The sequence below is a fragment of the Niallia sp. FSL W8-0177 genome (assembly GCF_038006285.1).
GTDB classification, from domain to species: Bacteria; Bacillota; Bacilli; order Bacillales; family Cytobacillaceae; genus Niallia; species Niallia circulans_A.
The window spans coordinates 2,366,377-2,385,479 of the sequence record NZ_JBBOUX010000001.1 but is presented as its reverse complement, the minus strand read 5'-3'; the positions used below and the strand labels follow the sequence as shown (position 1 = coordinate 2,385,479).

General features: G+C 35.8%; 19 protein-coding genes, 1 tRNA gene and 2 riboswitches. Of the genes, 16 read left to right on the top strand and 4 right to left on the bottom strand.

What is annotated here, in order from left to right; genetic code table 11:
- Window positions 1-235 precede the first annotated feature (235 nt).
- Together NST77_RS11830 and NST77_RS11825 are read left to right on the top strand one after the other, a co-directional pair.
- Window positions 236-1,282: a flavin-containing monooxygenase gene (locus NST77_RS11830; protein ID WP_341123000.1), complete on the top strand. Its 1,047-nt coding sequence runs from the start codon at window positions 236-238 to the stop codon at window positions 1,280-1,282.
- 41 nt (window positions 1,283-1,323) lie between these two features.
- Entirely contained in the window at window positions 1,324-2,256 is a 933-nt protein-coding gene (locus tag NST77_RS11825) for a cation diffusion facilitator family transporter (protein WP_095332765.1), read from the top strand.
- A 348-nt stretch (window positions 2,257-2,604) separates the two neighbouring features.
- Here the strand turns inward: NST77_RS11825 and NST77_RS11820 are convergent.
- Window positions 2,605-2,676, bottom strand: a tRNA-Gln gene (locus NST77_RS11820).
- A gap of 222 nt (window positions 2,677-2,898) precedes the next feature.
- Between NST77_RS11820 and comGA the strand changes: the two genes are divergently transcribed.
- Genes comGA through NST77_RS11780 form a run of 8 tightly spaced genes read left to right on the top strand, consistent with a single transcriptional unit; the run spans window position 2,899 to window position 7,125 of the window.
- Entirely contained in the window at window positions 2,899-3,963 is a 1,065-nt protein-coding gene (gene comGA, locus NST77_RS11815) for a competence type IV pilus ATPase ComGA (protein ID WP_341122999.1), read from the top strand.
- Complete coding sequence (comGB, locus tag NST77_RS11810) at window positions 3,953-4,987, top strand: competence type IV pilus assembly protein ComGB (protein ID WP_164463654.1); 1,035 nt, start codon at window positions 3,953-3,955, stop codon at window positions 4,985-4,987. Before comGA ends, comGB begins: the two co-directional genes overlap by 11 nt.
- A gap of 12 nt (window positions 4,988-4,999) precedes the next feature.
- On the top strand, window positions 5,000-5,314 hold the full coding sequence (comGC, locus tag NST77_RS11805) for a competence type IV pilus major pilin ComGC (RefSeq protein WP_095332771.1): 315 nt from the start codon (window positions 5,000-5,002) through the stop codon (window positions 5,312-5,314).
- Window positions 5,311-5,748 carry a competence type IV pilus minor pilin ComGD gene (comGD, locus tag NST77_RS11800; RefSeq protein ID WP_095332773.1) on the top strand — a complete coding sequence of 146 codons (438 nt, stop codon included), beginning with the start codon at window positions 5,311-5,313 and terminating at the stop codon, window positions 5,746-5,748. Before comGC ends, comGD begins: the two co-directional genes overlap by 4 nt.
- Window positions 5,732-6,055, top strand: coding sequence for a hypothetical protein (locus tag NST77_RS11795; protein ID WP_095332775.1), 324 nt, complete (start codon window positions 5,732-5,734; stop codon window positions 6,053-6,055). The genes comGD and NST77_RS11795 overlap by 17 nt, the downstream gene beginning before the upstream one ends.
- Complete coding sequence (gene comGF, locus NST77_RS11790; protein WP_235850334.1) at window positions 6,052-6,495, top strand: competence type IV pilus minor pilin ComGF; 444 nt, start codon at window positions 6,052-6,054, stop codon at window positions 6,493-6,495. Before NST77_RS11795 ends, comGF begins: the two co-directional genes overlap by 4 nt.
- Window positions 6,496-6,501: 6 nt before the next feature.
- Window positions 6,502-6,882, top strand: a complete 381-nt coding sequence (gene comGG, locus NST77_RS11785) for a competence type IV pilus minor pilin ComGG (RefSeq protein ID WP_095332777.1) — start codon at window positions 6,502-6,504, stop codon at window positions 6,880-6,882.
- A 54-nt stretch (window positions 6,883-6,936) separates the two neighbouring features.
- Window positions 6,937-7,125, top strand: coding sequence for a YqzE family protein (locus NST77_RS11780; RefSeq protein WP_095332779.1), 189 nt, complete (start codon window positions 6,937-6,939; stop codon window positions 7,123-7,125).
- 64 nt (window positions 7,126-7,189) lie between these two features.
- Here the strand turns inward: NST77_RS11780 and NST77_RS11775 are convergent, their stop codons facing one another.
- Together NST77_RS11775 and NST77_RS11770 are read right to left on the bottom strand one after the other, a co-directional pair.
- The gene (locus tag NST77_RS11775) at window positions 7,190-7,996 is read right to left on the bottom strand and encodes a YqhG family protein (RefSeq protein ID WP_095332781.1); all 807 of its coding nucleotides are present in this window, start codon (window positions 7,994-7,996) and stop codon (window positions 7,190-7,192) included.
- Window positions 7,965-9,677 (bottom strand): DEAD/DEAH box helicase, encoded by a 1,713-nt coding sequence (locus tag NST77_RS11770; RefSeq protein WP_095332783.1) that lies wholly within the window; start codon window positions 9,675-9,677, stop codon window positions 7,965-7,967. Before NST77_RS11770 ends, NST77_RS11775 begins: the two co-directional genes overlap by 32 nt.
- A 292-nt stretch (window positions 9,678-9,969) precedes the next feature.
- Window positions 9,970-10,061, top strand: a riboswitch (glycine riboswitch).
- 2 nt (window positions 10,062-10,063) lie between these two features.
- Window positions 10,064-10,153: riboswitch (glycine riboswitch) on the top strand.
- 103 nt (window positions 10,154-10,256) lie between these two features.
- On the opposite strand from NST77_RS11770, the gene gcvT reads away from it, so the two are divergent.
- The 3 genes from gcvT to gcvPB are packed head-to-tail and all read left to right on the top strand — an operon-like array spanning window position 10,257 to window position 14,211.
- Complete coding sequence (gcvT, locus tag NST77_RS11765) at window positions 10,257-11,357, top strand: glycine cleavage system aminomethyltransferase GcvT (RefSeq protein ID WP_341122998.1); 1,101 nt, start codon at window positions 10,257-10,259, stop codon at window positions 11,355-11,357.
- A gap of 57 nt (window positions 11,358-11,414) precedes the next feature.
- Window positions 11,415-12,761, top strand: coding sequence for an aminomethyl-transferring glycine dehydrogenase subunit GcvPA (gene gcvPA, locus NST77_RS11760; RefSeq protein WP_095332787.1), 1,347 nt, complete (start codon window positions 11,415-11,417; stop codon window positions 12,759-12,761).
- Entirely contained in the window at window positions 12,754-14,211 is a 1,458-nt protein-coding gene (gcvPB, locus tag NST77_RS11755; RefSeq protein ID WP_095332789.1) for an aminomethyl-transferring glycine dehydrogenase subunit GcvPB, read from the top strand. Before gcvPA ends, gcvPB begins: the two co-directional genes overlap by 8 nt.
- A gap of 96 nt (window positions 14,212-14,307) precedes the next feature.
- Here the strand turns inward: gcvPB and NST77_RS11750 are convergent, their stop codons facing one another.
- Entirely contained in the window at window positions 14,308-14,685 is a 378-nt protein-coding gene (locus NST77_RS11750) for a rhodanese-like domain-containing protein (RefSeq protein WP_371000273.1), read from the bottom strand.
- Between the two features lie 208 nt (window positions 14,686-14,893).
- Here NST77_RS11750 and NST77_RS11745 point away from each other — a divergent pair, with 208 nt between their 5' ends.
- From NST77_RS11745 to NST77_RS11735, 3 genes are all read left to right on the top strand, one after another.
- Window positions 14,894-15,730, top strand: a complete 837-nt coding sequence (locus tag NST77_RS11745) for a lipoate--protein ligase family protein (RefSeq protein ID WP_341122997.1) — start codon at window positions 14,894-14,896, stop codon at window positions 15,728-15,730.
- Complete coding sequence (locus tag NST77_RS11740) at window positions 15,708-15,929, top strand: hypothetical protein (RefSeq protein ID WP_341122996.1); 222 nt, start codon at window positions 15,708-15,710, stop codon at window positions 15,927-15,929. The genes NST77_RS11745 and NST77_RS11740 overlap by 23 nt, the downstream gene beginning before the upstream one ends.
- A gap of 355 nt (window positions 15,930-16,284) precedes the next feature.
- Window positions 16,285-18,837: a vitamin B12-dependent ribonucleotide reductase gene (locus NST77_RS11735; RefSeq protein WP_341122995.1), complete on the top strand. Its 2,553-nt coding sequence runs from the start codon at window positions 16,285-16,287 to the stop codon at window positions 18,835-18,837.
- The last annotated feature ends 266 nt before the right edge of the window (window positions 18,838-19,103 follow it).

Genomic DNA, 19,103 nt, shown 5'->3' with positions numbered 1-19,103 from the left:
AATATAGCAATCTACCATAAACATGGTTAAAACGATAAGTTTATAAAATGTTCACAACTTCACAAATATTTTGTTCATAAATTGTACATATTCACTATTTGAAGCATGAGCAACGTTTTAAATGGATTATTAAAAGAGAAGTGGAACTTATTGTTAATTTTTATTGACAGATTTATTATTTAAATTTTATAATGTATATATGAACATATATTCATATAATATAGGGGCGATTGTGATGGATTACGATGTAATAATAATTGGCGGCGGGCAAGCTGGACTTGCGATGGGCTACTTTTTAAAGAAAAGCGGCTTATCTTTTCTCATAGTAGAAAAAGAAACTTCCATAGGTGAAAGCTGGAGAAAAAGATATGATACATTAACTTTATTTACTCCACGTTTTTACAGTTCTCTACCTGGGTTGCCGCTGAATGGGGATTTAGATGGCTATCCCACAAAAGAAGAAATAGCAGACTATTTATTTGATTATGCAACAACGTTTTCGTTGCCAGTTCAATTAAATACAGAGGTAAAAGAACTATCAAAGACCAAGGAAGGTTTTAAGGTAGTCACGAATGCCAGTTTATTAGCAGCTAAAAAAGTGATTATTGCTACTGGATCCTTTCAAAAACCATTGATACCTTCATTCGCTTCTACCTTATCTAAAAATGTGGTCCAGCTTCATACATCGCAATATCATAATCCGAAACAAATTAAAGAAGGACCGGTTTTAATTGTAGGAGCTGGGAATTCAGGGGCGCAAGTTGCAGCGGAGCTTTCAGACAAATATTTGGTATACCTATCAGTAGGTCATAAAATTCGTTTTTTACCACAAAATATAGGGAATAAGAGTATTTTCTGGTGGTTTGAGAAAATGAGAATATATAAAGCAAGTACCAATTCTAAAATAGGTCAATGGCTAAGGAAGAAACCAGACCCACTTTTTGGATTTGACTTAAGAGCAAAAATAAAAAGTGGAGCAATAACAGTATTTCCGCGTACAGAAAGAATTGTTGATGATACTTTTGAGTTTCTAGATAAACGGACACTAAAAGTTAACACTGTTATCTGGGCAACCGGTTTTTATCATGATTATAGTTGGATTACCATTCCACAAGTAGTGAATGTAAAAGGCGATCCTATTCATAAAAAGGGAATAACGAATATTGCTGGATTGTATTTTTTAGGATTACCATGGCAAAGAAATAGAGCTTCCAGTCTGCTTCAAGGAGTTGAGGATGATGCAGCATATATTTATCAACATGTACGGAGAAACATGGAATAAAGAAGTAAATATCATATTATTAGAAACAGGAGGAAGATAAGATGGGACATTCTCATGGGCACGACCATAGTCATCATGGACATCATCATGGATTCTCAGAAATAAGAGAAGGAAATAAAAAGGGCTTACTTATAGCGTTAATCATAACAGCTGGTATTATGATGTTAGAGTTTTTTGGCGGCTTACTTACAAATAGTCTTGCTTTATTGTCAGATTCTGGACATATGCTAAGTGATGCAAGTTCTCTTTTTTTAAGCTTTCTAGCAATCTGGTTCGCCACACGGCCTGCCTCTTCGAATAAAACCTACGGCTATTATCGTTTTGAAATTTTAGCGGCTTTATTTAATGGTGTTACTTTATTTGTTATTGCCTTTTTTATCATATTGGAAGCAATCGAACGTTTTTCCCAACCACCGACTGTCTCAAGTGGAACGATGATGATAATAGCTGTAATTGGACTATTAGCGAATATGATTAGTGCTTTAGCTTTAATGAGAAAAGGCGATGTAGAGGGCAATGTTAATTTACGAAGTGCTTATTTACATATCTTAGGGGATGCGTTAGGTTCTGTTGGCGCAATTATTGCAGGCTGCCTCATGCTCTTCTTTAAGTGGTATATTGCTGATCCAATCATATCTGTTGTAGTGGCGCTATTAATTTTGAAAAGCGGCTGGGGAGTAATTAAAACGTCGATCCATATTTTAATGGAAGGAACACCAACCACTATTAATCAAGAAGAGGTAAAAAAGGAGTTGGAAGGAATCGCTGGAGTAATCGATGTACATGACTTGCATATATGGACAATCACCTCAGGATTAGATTCACTAAGCTGCCATCTATTAATTGATGATAAGAGTGATAGTCAAGTGATTCTACAGAATGCGATTGATCGTCTGAAGACTAAATTTAAAATGGAACATACAACAATCCAAATCGAAAAGTCACAGATTCAGCATGAGGATATGAATGTATAATAAAAAATAAGGGACTGGAACAAAACTAAAAAGGCTATGCTTAAAGCTGAATAATAAATTTGTTGAATTAAACAAATGATAAATAGAATCTATTTTTGTTTTCACCCCATTTTATAAGATTAGTGAAATGGAGAGGAAGACACTCGACTCCTGCGGGAAATAGAGGAAAGGCTGAGACCCCGCAGTGTGGAGGCTTAGCTTCCTCCCGCGGAAAGCGAGTGACTGGAGCGTAATGGAACAAATTGGTTTCACCACTAAGTTAGAGATTGTTCGTCTTTATCCAATATATATTTTGTTTTGTCCGCCCTTCTTTTTTGACAAAAAAAAGACCCGAAACACGGGTCGCTACTGGGCTAGCTGGATTCGAACCAACGAATGACGGAGTCAAAGTCCGTTGCCTTACCACTTGGCTATAGCCCAAAATAGTTGATATATATAGTATGGATAGGAGCTGTTTTTTTATACAGACTATTGGAACTTTCTTGGAAAGATTGTTAATCAATGTATCAATGGAAAAATACAATTCAATTGTATAAGTAGCTCTAATATTAAATTCGTAAAAAAATTAAAAAGAAAGAAGGAATTTACCCTTTTTTGTCGAAAGATATATTTGAATAAATATAAAGGTGGTGTTAAATATAAGTGTTATCAATTGAAGCTCTAGCAAATCGTATTATTTGTGAGGCAGTAGAACAGAATGTTACTGATATTCACATAACCCCAAAACAAAAGGAATCTGTCCTCCAATTCCGAATTGCCAATCATTTAATTAATCACTTAGTAATTTCAGCAAATGAATGCGACAAGTTGATCTCTCATTTCAAATTTACAGCATCTATGGATATTGGCGAAAGAAGAAAACCGCAAAATGGATCTATTTCCACAACAGTCAAAGGTCAGTATATTGGCTTACGACTTTCAACCTTACCATCTCACCCTCATGAGAGTTTAGTAATTCGTATACTTTCCGACCAAAATATGCTTCCAATCTATCACATCTCTTTATTTCCGAATATTTCTCGTAAATTAATCTCCTTGTTAAAGCATGCACACGGATTAATAATTCTGACCGGTCCAACTGGGTCTGGCAAGACAACAACACTCTACTCTCTCCTAAATGAAAATGCACATCTTTATCAGCGAAATGTGATTAGCTTAGAAGATCCCATTGAAAAAACGCAGGAAAACGTTTTGCAAATTCAAGTCAATGAGAAAGCTGGTATTACGTATTCCACTGGCTTAAAAGCAATTCTTCGCCATGATCCAGATATTATTATGGTTGGAGAAATCCGCGACAAAGAAACTGCTCATATTGCGATAAGGGCGAGCTTAACAGGTCATTTAGTATTGAGCACAATGCATACGAGAGATGCGAAAGGTGCGATTCATCGACTGTTAGAGTTTGGTATTAAAGAGACTGAGATTGAACAAACCTTAATCGCTATTACTGCTCAAAGACTAGTTGAAATGGTATGTCCTTTTTGTGATAAAGATTGTTCCCCTAACTGTTACCGTTTAGATAACCGCTTAAAAAGATCAACAGTGTTTGAAATGATTACAGGCAGGATGATTTCTGATATTCTCTATAACCGAACAGAAACTAAGAGAGCTAACTATAAATCACTAGGAGATATTATTTGTAAAGGGATTGCCCTAGGCTATATAAAGAAAGGAGAATATGAACGGTGGATTTATGATGAAAAATAATCATGCATGGTCTAATATAGAACAAGCGAAATTTTTAAAGTGTATTGGTGAGCTGCTGGATAGAGGCTATTCGATGGCAGAGGCAGTCCAGTCTTCTCGTTACTATATGCCCGATCGTCGAATGGAAGATATTAATGCATGTTACGGTTCTTTAAAAGGAGGAGAGTCGTTTTTTGAGAACCTAGTAAGATTCAATTTTGATTATCAAGTGATAAGTTTTGTTTACTTTGCTGAAAAGCATGGCGGATTTGCTAGTGCTTTTCAAGATGCAAGTAGAATGATTCAGAATAAGCAAGATACGATAAGAAAATTAAGAAAAATCCTTACCTATCCTCTTTTTCTTTTGTGTTTTACCTTCGTTTTATTTTTCTTTGTTCAAAGTATCCTCATCCCGAAGTTTAATTCTATCTTTTTAACGATGAATATTAACAAGAATTTCTTTCTCCTATTTCTCCAATTTATTGGTCACATTATTCCATTTCTTCTTGTTTTCTTATCCCTATGTTTTATTTCCGCGCTTCTCTACTATTATTTTTCTTTTCGAAAATTAGATGTTATCAAGCAAATAAATGCACTAGCGAGTATTCCGATGATTGGAATATTTGTTAGACGTTATTTTTCCTATCTACTATCCGTGCAGTTAAGTTATTTATTATCAAGTGGTTTTTCGATTTATGAGTGTATGCAATTTTTTCTTGAAAACAAGGAGCAAAAACTATATTCCCAAATAGGCGAAATCACTATTTCACAGTTAAAAAAAGGAGTGCGACTTGAACAAGCTTTTGCTTCCTTTGATTTTTTGGAAAAAGAGCTATTACAAATTATTCAGCACGGCCAGGAAAATGGAAAGCTTGATCAGGAATTCTATTATTTCGGAAACTATTGCTTAACACAAATAGAAGAAAATTTACAAAAAACATTAAAAGTCCTTCAACCTACATTGTATACAGCTGTTGGAATTCTAATAATTTCTATTTATTTATCTGTGTTAATGCCAATGTTTCAATTACTGGACGGCTTTTGAAAGGAGAAAAAAATGAAGAATGAGCAAGGATTTACCCTAATTGAAATGATGATTGTTTTGGTAGTTATTTCCATATTATTGATTATCACCATTCCCAATATAACCAAGCATAATTCCAAAATCAATAATACTGGGTGTGAAGCATTAACAAAGATGGTACAAGCAGAGGTTCAATCTTACTATATAGAGCATAAAGCGTATCCAGAGAATCTTGCTAAACTGGAAGAAGAAAATTATATAACAGCAGACCAAAAAAAATGTCCCAATGGCAAGGCGTTAATTATTAAAAATGGAGTAATTACTACCTCGGGATCAGACAGTCCATGATAAATAATCAAAGAGGTTTTACGTTAATGGAAATGTTTGTTGCCATGTCTTTACTAGTTGTTCTTTCCTCTCTATCCATATTCCTTGTTACTTCCCAACAAACTTCTCTTAATGAAACTCACTTCTTAACCCAATTGGAAGGTGATCTTTATTATGCTCAAGCGTATGCGCTAGAAAATCAAATGCCCATTCAAGTGAGGATATATCCAACTTTACATTATTACTACATGCGTGCTGATGCTAATACTGGGAATATTGTGGAACGTTATTATGCAGATGATATTATTTTTTCTACTAACGCGACACTTTCCTTTAACATTAATTCAAATGGTAATTTTTCGAAATTTGGCACTTATGAATTTAGAATTGGTAAACAACCCTATAAATTAACCGTTTTAATAGGGAAAGGAAGATTTTATGCGACTAAATTGTAAAGGCTTTATGCTGCCGGATTATTTATTGTCCTTTACGATATGGTTGTTGATAGCGCTAACATGGATGCCGGTTTATGTCCATGTGCTAAAACAGCTAGAAGATTCCGAGCATAGTAAGCTAGTAAATGAATTATTTTATAACCATTTAATAGAGCTTAAATTAGGGGAAGTGGAAAGAGGAAATACGACTATTGAAAACGAAGGTACGAGCTACTCGATTGTCTGGGAAAAAGATAGTATTGTCTGTTTGCAATATAAAAATGTATTTCAAAAAAACAAAAAAATCTGTGAAGTGTGGAAAGAATGATTAAACGAATACTTCTTAATAATAAGGGCTATGTTTTGGCAGAAATGCTTCTTTCTTTTTTTATTTTCACGATTATACTTACTCTCCTGTTAACTCCTTTGCGACTTATGCTTGACAAGCACTTTTCGGAAAAAGAATTACAAGAAATGGAGTGGGAAGTGTTCATTCTTGAATTAAAAAAAGAAACAAAAATGTCACAAGGGATTTCTGTTTCAAACAATAAATTGGTGCTCTATGTGGATGGAAGGGTTGTTACTTATGAAAAATATGGCAGCAGCATTAGAAGGCGAGTAGATTCAACAGGGCATGAGGTAGCATTACAAGCTATTAACAAAGTAGAGTTTATTATGCAGAAGAACGGATTTCGAGTTAAGGTAGTAGACCGATTTGGTAGGGAAAAAGAGTCTAGTATAAGATCTTATCTTACATTTTTGGAGTGATCGGAATTGATCAAGAACAATAAAGGATTTATTTACCCATTATCTTTATGTGTATATATTCTTTTTATCCATTTTTTATTTATACTGTATGGAATTTATGTGAATAAGAAGGGGATAGATGCAGGAGTGAAAAATAGCAATATTCAAGAATATTATTTTCTATCTTCCTTAAAAGAAATTGAGCACGAACTCTCTACAAATGAACATCCTGACCTTTCAGGTACAAAGAATTTTTCACATGGTAATGTCTTTTATACAATGGAAAAAAATTCACGTACGACTGTTAAAATCGATTATCAATTAAAGATGCAAGGGGCGATAAAGCCGATTTATGCGATAAGTTACTTTGATATAGAGCAGAATAAAATGACGAAATGGGTTGAATGAATAAAAAACAAATGATAGGGCTATCCTAGTACAAATGCTAGAGTAGGTGATTAGATGAATACCAATGATTATGTGAAGTATTTAACCCAAACATTTGTCCAGTACATGGATCAGCCCAAAGAAGAAAGAAAAAAGTTAAAAGCGGAAAGAAAAGGACTGAAAGAACCTTTCATGTTGAGGTGGTTTGGGATTTTACCTTATTTAATTTTATTCAGTTTTAAGCGTAGAAAACTAAAAAAATAGTTTGGGAAAGGAGTAGATACTGCCTTTGACAGTAATTTACTCCTTTTTTAACTAAAGATGATCTTTACGAAACAGCTTCTGAAGCTAAATAAAAAAGTCCGCCATTAATAATCGAAATATTAATCTTTGGTTCGTACTGCTCCTGTAGAGCTAATCTTTCCGTCTCCAAGGTTTCTTGTCCTTCCTCCATGCCTTCCATATCTTCATAAAAATGCTCTAGCAAGTCTAAATCCTTTTTCCACCTTTTTTTTGCTTCATCTGCCCATGTATGATCTTCTGCTAATAAAGATTGCTTTATCATATTCTCAATTCTTGTTATCCCACTTATTGGCATGATTAAGGGAGAAAGTGTGAACGCATAATCAGGAATTTTGGCAGAAAGGTTCATTTTCTCTACTTTTGCTTGGAAATCTGTTGCGATTTGACCATTGATAAGCTGCAGTCCAATCGATTGAAATACATCTCGTTTTCTGTCACATTGATACGAAATTTTCACATTAAGTGCAAGCCATGGTTGTAAAGCGGTTTGCTGCTTTCCGTGTGTTATCTTATTTTCATATAAACGAATATACTTCGATAAGTTTTTTGCAGAAGCAAAAAGTTGATGAAGACGGGGAGACCCAAAGTGAATCAGTTCACCCTTCAAATCCTCTGGTGCCAGCTTTGGATCAGTAATGAGGGTAAGACTGGCAGGATTCGGAACACCACCAGTCTTTTCAAGATAATGCCAATAAAACGGTCGATTCATTAACTCCTTGTCCATTTCAATTGTTAATTGGACAATGAGATAACCAGGTTTATTCTCCACTATCTCACAATCATTTGCGACAAAAAATCGTTCAAGAAATTGATGAATTTCCTGCTGCTTCATACGGCTGATCCTCCTTCATACTTTGTGCGAATTCAATCATGCTTGTTAAATTATCCATTTTGATTTTCATTTCTCCTTCAGATTTAGAGTGGGAGAAAATATCAATCATATAATCATCCATATTGCCAAAATCCAATTTCGTCAAAATATCATCTAGCTCGCCAATAACTTTTTCAAAAAGATGGATTTTTTCATAAAGTAATTTTAAAATATGATCTTCCACTGTGTCTTTTACGGCAAAATTATAAATCTTCACATCTTCTTTTTGACCAAGTCGATGAATCCGGCCAATTCTTTGCTCCAATCTCATTGGATTCCATGGTAAATCAAAGTTTATAATATGATGACAAAATTGGAGGTTGATACCTTCACCGCCGGCCTCTGTGGCAATTAATACTTGTGCATGATTCTGGAAGAGATCTCGCATCCAATCCTTTTTGCCTCGTTTAAAGCCGCCGCGAAATGGAACAGATGTAATACCGTGCTGCTTCAAAAACCATTGTAAATAAAGTTGCGTAGCCCTATATTCGGTAAAGATGATTACTTTATCATTTATCTTCTTAATAAGCTCTAGTGCCTTGTTTGCCTTTGAGTTTTGCTGAACTGCTTCGACTTTTTTTATTAGTTCTTGTATTCTTTGTTGGAATTGTGGTGTTGGATTTTCCACTTTTCTCACCATGTTTTGCAGTGTATAATATACTGCTTCCCTGCTGGAGCATGCCTCTCTTTGTAATGTAATCATCGAAAAAGGACTGCGGGAATTTTCGATGTTGCTAGAAAGATTGGTTTCTGTTTTTAAATCTACCAGTCCTTCATACAATGCTCTTTCTTCTTTCGTAAATTCAATAGGAACGGCTTCAACAATTCTTTTGGTCCATTCAATCCCTGTATCATGGCGTCTGTTTCTGATCATGACTTTATTGACCAATGCTTTTAGATTTTCATCGTCATCAATGGAGCGAGCATCTTTTTTATATTTTTCATAGAAAGATGATTCACTTCCTAGATGACCTGGTTTTAATAAAGATACTAAATTAAAAATTTCGCTAATTCTATTTTGGATAGGGGTAGCTGTTAATAGCAAACAAAATTTCTTTTTTAAATTTTGGACAAACTCATAGTTTTTTGTTTTATTGTTTTTGAGTTTATGGGCCTCGTCAATAATCACCAAATCATAGTCCAGATTGTTTATAATATCACGATGAGGCTGTCTTTTTGCTGTATCAATAGAAGACACGACAATGTCGCATTGCTCCCAAACATAGCTTTTGCGCTGAACCATTGCAGGAATATAAAATTTGCTATTTAACTCATACGCCCATTGTGTGACTAGAGAGGCAGGAACTAAAATAAGCACTTTTTTTACTAAACCACGAATCATGTATTCTTTTAGTATCAATCCTGCTTCAATCGTTTTTCCAAGACCTACTTCATCTGCCAAAATAGCTTTTCCATTCATATCTTCTATTACTTTTTTCGCAACCTCCAGCTGGTGAGGTAATGGAGAAAGGTCTGATAGGTATTTAGGGGCTTGGAGACCTTCGAATTCTGGTATGATATTATGTTGTTCCACTTCTACTGCTAGCTTATATAGTTCCCAATTGGCCCATGGGCCATCATCTGAAATTCGCTTTAATAGCTGATTATTCCACGAATCATCAAAATTGATTTGGAGCGTCATCTTTATTCATCCTTTCTAATGTTTCCTTTGGTAAAGCTAAAATATTATGTATATAAGAATTAAAAAAAGAGAGCTAGTAAACATAAAAACTTATTGCCACCTTTTCATTCGGATGTTAGGATAAAAGGGTAAAAAAGTTTTTAATTTTGTCACAATTTATTTATATTGGGACAAAACATGAACATTAAATGAAAAATGATCAAATATTAATCGTATTTTGCTAAGTACATAAACAAACATTATTTCTGGTAGTATTTAGTATGACCAATGGAGAAAATTTTATGAATCGCGGATGAGAAATAGGGGAGAGACTACGTTCGTAGCGCCGAAGGAGCAAGCAATACTATTTGTGAATCTCTCAGGCAAAAGAACTCTATTTGGACGCAGCTCTGGAGAGTGCTTACAAGTACATGTGTAAGCCACCAAAGGGGACAGCCGACATTATATCGGTAAACTTTCAGGTGCAAGGACAGAGCCCTTACTTTTTTTAAAAGGGGGGTTTCTGTCTTTTTTTGTTGCCATTTTATGATATGCAATAAATGAGAATGTCTAATACATAGGGGAATGGAGTGTTGTTCATTGACTTTATTAAAGCAAACACCGTTATACGAGGTGTATAAACAGTATGGCGGAAAGACAATCGATTTCGGAGGCTGGGATTTACCTGTACAATTTTCTGGCATAAAACAGGAGCATGAGGCTGTTCGTACAAAAGCAGGCTTATTTGATGTTTCTCATATGGGGGAAATCGAGGTTAAAGGGAACGATAGTTTAGCTTTTCTGCAAAAAATGCTTACGAATGATATTGAAAAAATCAAAAATGGTGCTGCTCAATATTCAGCAATGTGCTATGAAAATGGTGGCACTGTGGATGATTTATTAACATATAAGCTAGCGGATAACCACTATTTATTAGTTGTAAATGCATCCAATATTGAAAAGGATTTCGAATGGTTACAAAAGCATGCAAGTGGGGATGTAATCTTAAGTAATTTATCAGAAGATTTTGCTCAATTAGCACTGCAAGGTCCATTAGCAGAAGAGGTTCTAAGGAAAATAACCCCTTCTATTGATTATGCTTCTATTAAATATTTTCACTTTCAGAACAAGGTGAATATAGCAGGTAAAGAAGTTCTTTTATCCCGTACTGGCTACACAGGTGAAGATGGATTTGAAATATATTGCCAAAGTGAAGATGCTATTGACTTATGGAGAGAAATTTTGACAACAGGAGAGCCGCTAGGTGTACTTCCTTGTGGGTTAGGTGCAAGGGATACGTTGCGCTTTGAAGCAACACTCGCCTTATATGGGCAAGAATTATCAGCAGATATCTCTCCTTTAGAAGTTGGAATTGGCTTTGCTGTTAAAGTAAATAAAGAAGCAGATTTTATTGGAAAAGCAGCTTTAACGAAGCAAAAAGAAGAAGGACTGATTAGAAAATTAGCCGGTATCGAAATGGTAGATAGAGGAATACCGAGACATGGCTATAAAGTATATGCAAATGGATTATGTATTGGGGAAGTAACTACTGGTACACAATCACCAACCTTAAAGAAAAACATTGGTCTTGCATTAATTCAAAGTGATTATACAGCAATAGATACAGAAGTAGAAGTAGAAATTAGAGGAAAGTATTTAAAGGCAAAAGTAACCAAAATTCCTTTTTATAAACGAAAGTAATTTTTAGGCTTTTTTCTACAAATAAATCAAATGGGCTAATGACTGGGGGAAAAACGAATGAAGCATCGTTATTTACCGATGACGGAACAGGATCAAAAGGAAATGCTAGCGGCAATAGGAGTAAGTTCAGTAGAAGATTTATTTTCAGATATACCAGAAAAAGTGCGTTTTCAAGGAAACTATTCGATTAAACGCGCAAAAAGTGAATCAGCTTTATTGAAAGAATTAACAAAACTTGCCCAAAAGAATGCTGATGCAAAAGCGAATGTTTCTTTTTTAGGTGCAGGAGTTTATGATCACTATTCGCCTGTTATTGTCGATCATGTTTTATCACGATCTGAATTTTATACAGCCTATACTCCATATCAACCAGAAATTTCTCAAGGGGAATTACAGGCTATTTTCGAATTTCAGACAATGATATGTGAACTGACGGGAATGGACGTAGCAAACTCTTCTATGTACGATGGAGCAACGGCATTAGCAGAAGCAGGAATGTTAAGTGCCGGTACGACGAAACGGAAGAAAATTCTTCTCTCAAGTGCTGTCCACCCTGAAGCAAAAGAAGTAGTGAAAACCTATGCAAAGGGACAGTATATTGAAGTTCAAGAAATTCCTCATAAAGACGGGATAACAGATATAGAGGCATTAGAGGATATGGTAGATGATACAGTTGCAGCTGTTATGATTCAATATCCGAACTTTTTTGGAAGAGTTGAGCCGCTTAAGGACTTAGAGGCAATTATTCATGCCCATAAATCATTATTTGTTGTATCTAGTAATCCATTAGCTTTAGGGGCGTTGACACCACCAGGAAATTTTCAGGCAGATATTGTCGTGGGGGATGCGCAACCTTTTGGAATTCCAATGGGCTTTGGAGGTCCGCACTGTGGTTATTTTGCGGTAACGTCAAAATTAATGCGTAAAGTGCCTGGGCGTTTAGTGGGGCAAACTGTAGATGACAATGGTCAAAGAGGTTTTGTGTTAACTCTGCAGGCGCGAGAACAACATATTCGCCGTGACAAGGCAACTTCTAATATATGCTCGAACCAAGCACTTAATGCATTAGCTGCTTCCGTTGCTATGACCGCACTTGGAAAACATGGCGTGAAGGAAATGGCGATTGCTAATATCCAGAAAGCCCATTATGCTAAAACCAAATTAAAAGAAGCAGGATTTGAAATAGTGTATGAGGGACCATCCTTTAATGAGTTTATTATTAAATGTAATTCCTCTATTTCGGCAGTAAACCGAGCGTTATTAGAAAAAGGTATGATTGGTGGCTATGATTTAGGAAGAGACTTCAAACAATTAGAAAATCATATGCTCATTGCCGTAACCGAATTGCGTACAAAAGAAGAAATAGATGAATTCGTTGCAGAAATGGAGGATTATCATGTCTAATAAAAATCAACCTCTTATCTTTGAAAGCAGTACACCAGGCAGAATTGGCTATAGTTTGCCAGAAATGGATATTCCAGCAGCAGATCTTACGGAATTGCTGCCGAATGATTATATAAGAGAAGAAAATCCAGAACTACCAGAGGTCTCTGAATTAGATATTATGCGTCATTATACTGCATTATCCAAACGAAATCATGGCTTGGATTCTGGTTTTTACCCATTAGGTTCTTGTACGATGAAATATAATCCAAAAATAAATGAAAATGTGGCAAGATTTAATGGGTTTGCCCATATTCATCCGCTCCAAGAAGTGTCAGCTGTACAAGGGGCTCTTGAGTTAATGTATGATTTACAACAGCATCTCGTCGAAATCACAGGGATGGATGAAGTAACCTTGCAGCCGGCTGCAGGTGCACATGGCGAATGGACGGGTTTAATGCTGATTAGAGCATACCATGAAGCCAATGGAGATATGCATCGTACAAAGGTAATTGTTCCCGATTCTGCGCATGGAACCAATCCTGCTTCGGCAACTGTTGCTGGCTTAGAAACAATAACGGTTAAATCTAACGAACATGGACTTGTTGATCTAGAGGATTTAAAACGAGTAGTAGGAGAAGATACTGCAGCATTAATGTTAACAAATCCTAATACTTTAGGTCTATTTGAAGAAAATATTCTAGAAATGGCGGAAATAGTCCATAATGCCGGTGGGAAATTATATTATGATGGCGCTAATTTAAACGCTGTTCTTTCTAAAGCCAGACCTGGAGATATGGGCTTTGATGTTGTTCATTTAAATTTGCATAAGACATTTACAGGACCACATGGCGGCGGTGGACCGGGTTCAGGACCGGTAGGAGTGAAAGCTGATTTAATTCCATTCTTGCCAAAGCCAGTATTGACTAAAGTAGGGGAAGAATTTGTATTAGATTACAATAGACCTCAATCGATCGGCAGAGTTAAGCCATTCTATGGTAATTTTGGGATTAATGTCCGTGCTTACACTTATATCCGTTCTATGGGACCAGATGGCTTAAAAGCGGTCACAGAAAATGCTGTATTAAATGCAAACTACATGATGCGTCGTTTGGCTGAATATTACGATTTACCATTTGATCGTCATTGTAAACATGAATTTGTATTAAGCGGAAGACGACAAAAGAAGCTAGGTGTCAGAACACTTGATATAGCCAAAAGGCTTCTGGATTTTGGCTATCATCCACCTACTATCTATTTTCCGCTTAATGTAGAGGAGTGTATAATGATTGAGCCGACTGAGACCGAGTCAAAAGAGACATTAGACAGCTTTATCGATGCAATGATCCAAATTGCAAAAGAGGCAGAAGAAACACCGGAAATCGTTCAGGAGGCTCCACATACAACGGTGATCGGTCGCTTGGACGAAACATTAGCAGCGAGAAAACCTGTTTTACGCTATACAAAGTAATTCGTCTGGGTGCTATGATTTAAGTAATAAAAAAGCTGATGTCCAAGTAAATTGGCATCAGCTTTCTTCTATATAATAATTTCAATAAGAGCATTATTATTTTTTTGCTTTAATTTTCCCTGTCCACTTTTTAAATCCGCCTTCTAATTGGGTTAAATCCTTGTACCCTTTACGATATAGAAATTGAGCAGCTCTGCCGCTTCTCATCCCATTTTGACAGTATAGATATACTGGTTTATCAGGACGGATTTCACTTTTTCTCATCTTTAGCTGTGATAGTGGAATATTTCTTGCGCCAAGTACATGTCCTGCCTCATATTCGTTCGGTTCACGTACATCAATTAATTGTGCTTTTCTGTAGCCTTGACGAAATTCATCTTGGTTAACAGTTTTAACAATTCGGCGTTGATACAGCCACATCACTAATGAATATACAAGGAATGCGACTAAAATGATGAGAAGAGTATAAATCATTGTCAATTCTCATTTCTCCTTTCAATTACTTGCACTATCTCTATTATATCTATCAACTGGTATAGTAGTAAAGTAAATACTTACATGAACCTTCTAAAGTTTGAAGAATAGCATGTTTTTCATGCAAGTTACTTTTAAATAATCTGATATTTTGATATCCTTAGTAAGGATTTAGGAATACATCATACATAGAAAAAGAGGGTTCATCATGGTAAAAGAAACATGGAGATTTATTGATTCAGGCAATCATTCTCCTTCTTTTAATATGGCATTAGACGAAGCTTTATTAGAATGGCATTCTAAAGGAGTTTTTCCGCCGGTTATCCGTTTTTATGGCTGGAATCCTGCTACTTTATCTATTGGATATTTTCAGAAGGTAGAGAAAGAAATTGATTTAGACGCAGTGAAAGAATTGGGACTTGGATTTGTTAGAAGACCGACAGGCGGAAGAGGTGTACTGCATGAACACGAATTAACATATAGTGTTATTGTTTCAGAAGAGCATCCTAATATGCCTAAAACAGTTACAGAAGCATATCGTGTAATTTCGGAAGGCATTTTAAAAGGTTTTCATTTTTTAGATTTGGATGCCTATTTTGCAGTGCCGAAAACAGAAGAGCAGCGAAATAATTTAAAAAGCCCAAGGTCCGCAGTATGCTTTGATGCTCCTAGCTGGTATGAATTAGTTGTGGAAGGCAGAAAAGTTGCTGGAAGTGCACAGACAAGACAGCAAGGTGTAATTTTGCAGCATGGTTCCATTTTACTTGATTTAGATGAGGATAAATTATTCCGTTTATTTAAGTATCCAAATGAGCGTGTTAAAGAGAGAATGCAAAAAGCATTTAAGAGCAAAGCAGTGGCAATTAATGAGTTAACCACAAGAAATATTACCATTGAAATGGCGAAAGAGGCCTTTAAAAAAGGGTTTGAAGAAGGGCTGCAAATTCAATTAGAAAACTATCAACTAACAGATGAAGAAGTAGAATATGTTGAAAAAATTGCCAAAGAAAAATATGAAAACGATGAATGGAACCTTAGACGATAACATCCTTAAACACGAAATTCTTTTATTAATGGAATTTCGTGTTTTTTTGTGGACAATTGTTAATGTGAAAAACGAGTATTCGCTTATAAATGCAAAAAAATTTGAGCTATTTTATCAATCGATAAATCGCTCTATTCCAATGGCTTATGCTTTTTTGTATGTTGCAAGTGCAAAAAGAGTTGAAAATCCTTTTAAATAACCCGTTATCTTAATTTCTCTTTCCTTTTCTTTAGAATCTATTTATTTTATCATTTGACAAATAGGTTAACACTCTATCTATATACAATATATAGATGTTTTGCACTTGTTTATATACTATATATTGATTTCGCTGTTTTTGTGTGATAGATTTAGGTTATCACATTACTAGACACCTATTGATGGATTTATCCCACTCTCAAACTTCTATAAGGAGAAGGGTAGATATCAACTGTTTGGAAAGGTATGTATGGATCAATTAACCATGATTATGGATAGAAGTTTCTTAATTTAAGTTTAATAGAAATTTTTCATCAATTAGTTAGCATTTTTTTATGAGTGAAGGAGTTGTCTGCATGTCAGTATTGTTAAGCCAGGGTATTAAGTTAAATGTTGAGAAGCTGAATAAGGATATTGCTTTATTTCCGGAGGTCCATCCAATTACCCCAGATATGAAGCTAACATATAAAGGCGTTTCTCGACTGGTAATGCTTGATCGTTATACGTATAAAGATACAGAGAAAATTACATTAACTGCTGGTGATTTTGTGGTTTTAACTATTAAAGAGGATCCTAAGTTTCCCGCAAGAGGACTAGGATTTATTCAAGAAATTGATCATGTCTTAAACACGGCAACAGTGTTAGTAGAAAAAGATTATCGTGGTGTGCTGGAAGGAAAAGAAGCAGAAACAGGTGTTGTCATTCGTTCTTTAGAGGTTATTGAAAAACCACTGGAGCTATATTATGAGCAAATCGCTAAGCGTAATGCAACTGGTCTAGCGTCAGTAGAAAAGACGGAAGAGAAAAGAAAAGAATGGTTCGAAAAGTTTTACCATGAGCTTGTTAATTTGAACTTCATCCCGGCTGGTCGTGTGTTATATGGAGCAGGTGCAGGAACAGATGTTACATATTTTAATTGCTATGTAATGCCTTTTGTTCCAGATTCAAGAGAAGGTATTTCTGAGCATCGTAAGCAGGTTATGGAAATCATGAGTCGTGGAGGCGGTGTAGGAACAAATGGATCTACATTAAGACCGCGGAATACATTAGCCAAAGGAGTTAATGGAAAATCTTCAGGTTCTGTTTCTTGGTTGGATGATATTGCAAAATTAACCCATTTAGTAGAGCAAGGTGGATCTCGTCGTGGCGCTCAAATGATTATGCTAGCTGACTGGCATCCAGATATTATTGAATTCATTATTTCGAAAATGCAAAATCCCCGCATTTTACGGTTCTTGATCGATAATACACAAGATCAAACCATTAAAAAATATGCACAAGATAAATTAAAATTTACGCCATTAACGGAAAAAGAGCGTGCCATGTATCGAGGCATTCTAAATTATAAGAATATCCCTGGCCAAGGTGGTTTTAACGAGGAAATTTTCAGGGATGCAGAAGAAAAGCTTTCAATCGGCGGGACATATTCCGTTCATCAGACAGAATTTTTAACTGGCGCAAATATTTCTGTCTGCTTAACAAATGAATTTATGGAAGCGGTGGAAAAGGATGAAGAATATGCACTTCGTTTCCCAGATGTAGAAAGTTACGATGAGGAGCAAATGCAACATTATAATGAAGAATGGCATAAAGTTGGTGATGTAAGAGAGTGGGAGGCAAAGGGAAATAGAGTTCGTATTTATCGTAAAATGAAGGCAAAGGAATTATGGAATCTAATTAATATCTGTGCAACTTATTCTGCAGAGCCCGGTATCTTCTATATTGATAATGCGAATGAAATGACAAACGCAACTAGCTACGGTCAAAAAGTTGTCGCGACAAACCCATGTGGTGAGCAGCCGCTGGCACCATATAGTGTATGTAACCTTGCTGCTGTTAATCTTGCAGAAATGGCAGATAAAGAAAACAAGACCGTTAATTTTGAGAAGCTTAAGAAAACAGTAGAAGTAGGCGTAAGATTGCAGGATAATGTTATTGATGCCACACCTTACTTCTTGGAAGAAAATAAAAACCAGGCTCTAGGAGAGCGCCGTGTTGGACTTGGAGTAATGGGCCTTCATGATTTACTCATATACTGTGAAACAGAATATGGCAGTGAAGAAGGAAATGTCTTAGTAGATAGAGTATTTGAAACGATTGCAACAACTGCATACAGAACATCGATTGACTTGGCAAAAGAAAAAGGCAGCTTCCCATTCTTACAAGCAGAAACAGAAGAGGAAGAAGCGGGATTACGCAATGCTTTTATTCATACTGGCTACATGAAAAAAATGCCTGAGGATATTAGAGACAATATTCTTCAATATGGTATCCGTAATTCCCATTTACTAACTGTTGCACCAACCGGAAGCACAGGTACAATGGTTGGGGTATCAACTGGTCTAGAGCCATACTTCTCCTTCTCTTACTTCCGAAGCGGGAGACTTGGAAAATTTATCGAAGTAAAAGCAGATATTGTTCAAGAATATTTAGATGCACATCCAGAGGCAGACTCAGATAATCTTCCCAATTGGTTCGTTGCTGCAATGGATCTGGCACCTGAGGCTCATGCTGATGTACAATGTATCATTCAGCGATGGATTGACAGCTCTATTAGTAAAACGGTAAATGCGCCAAAAGGATATAGTGTAGAGCAGGTTCAGAAAGTATATGAGAGATTATACCGTGGCGGCGCTAAGGGTGGTACGGTATATGTTGATGGTTCACGTGACAGTCAAGTGCTAACATTAAAGGCAGAAGAGAATACATTCGAAGATATACTACTACAAAAACAGGAAAAAACATATGTTGTTCTTGTTGATACAATAAATGAATTGCAATCAACAAACGTAACGATTGGGTCAGAGATAGGCGATACTTGTCCTGTATGCAGACAAGGCGTCGTCGAAGAAATTGGCGGCTGTAATACTTGTACGAATTGCAACACACAATTAAAATGTGGACTTTAATAAATTTTAGATATAGAAAAATGGCTGAATTGAAAACATTCTCCCAAAAAACCTCTTCTTAATATTAATGAAGAGGTTTTTTTATAGCTGAAAGTTGAGAATGAATTTATGTGATACTAAATAGGGACAGGAGAAGTTGCGTAAAAGTAGTATAACAGCTTATAGTAATGAATAGAACTCGGAGAGGATATATTGAAAAACGGTATTCCTCCTAACCATTGAAGCTTGGAGTTGTGCTATTAAAGCTATGAAACTTCTTAAAGGAG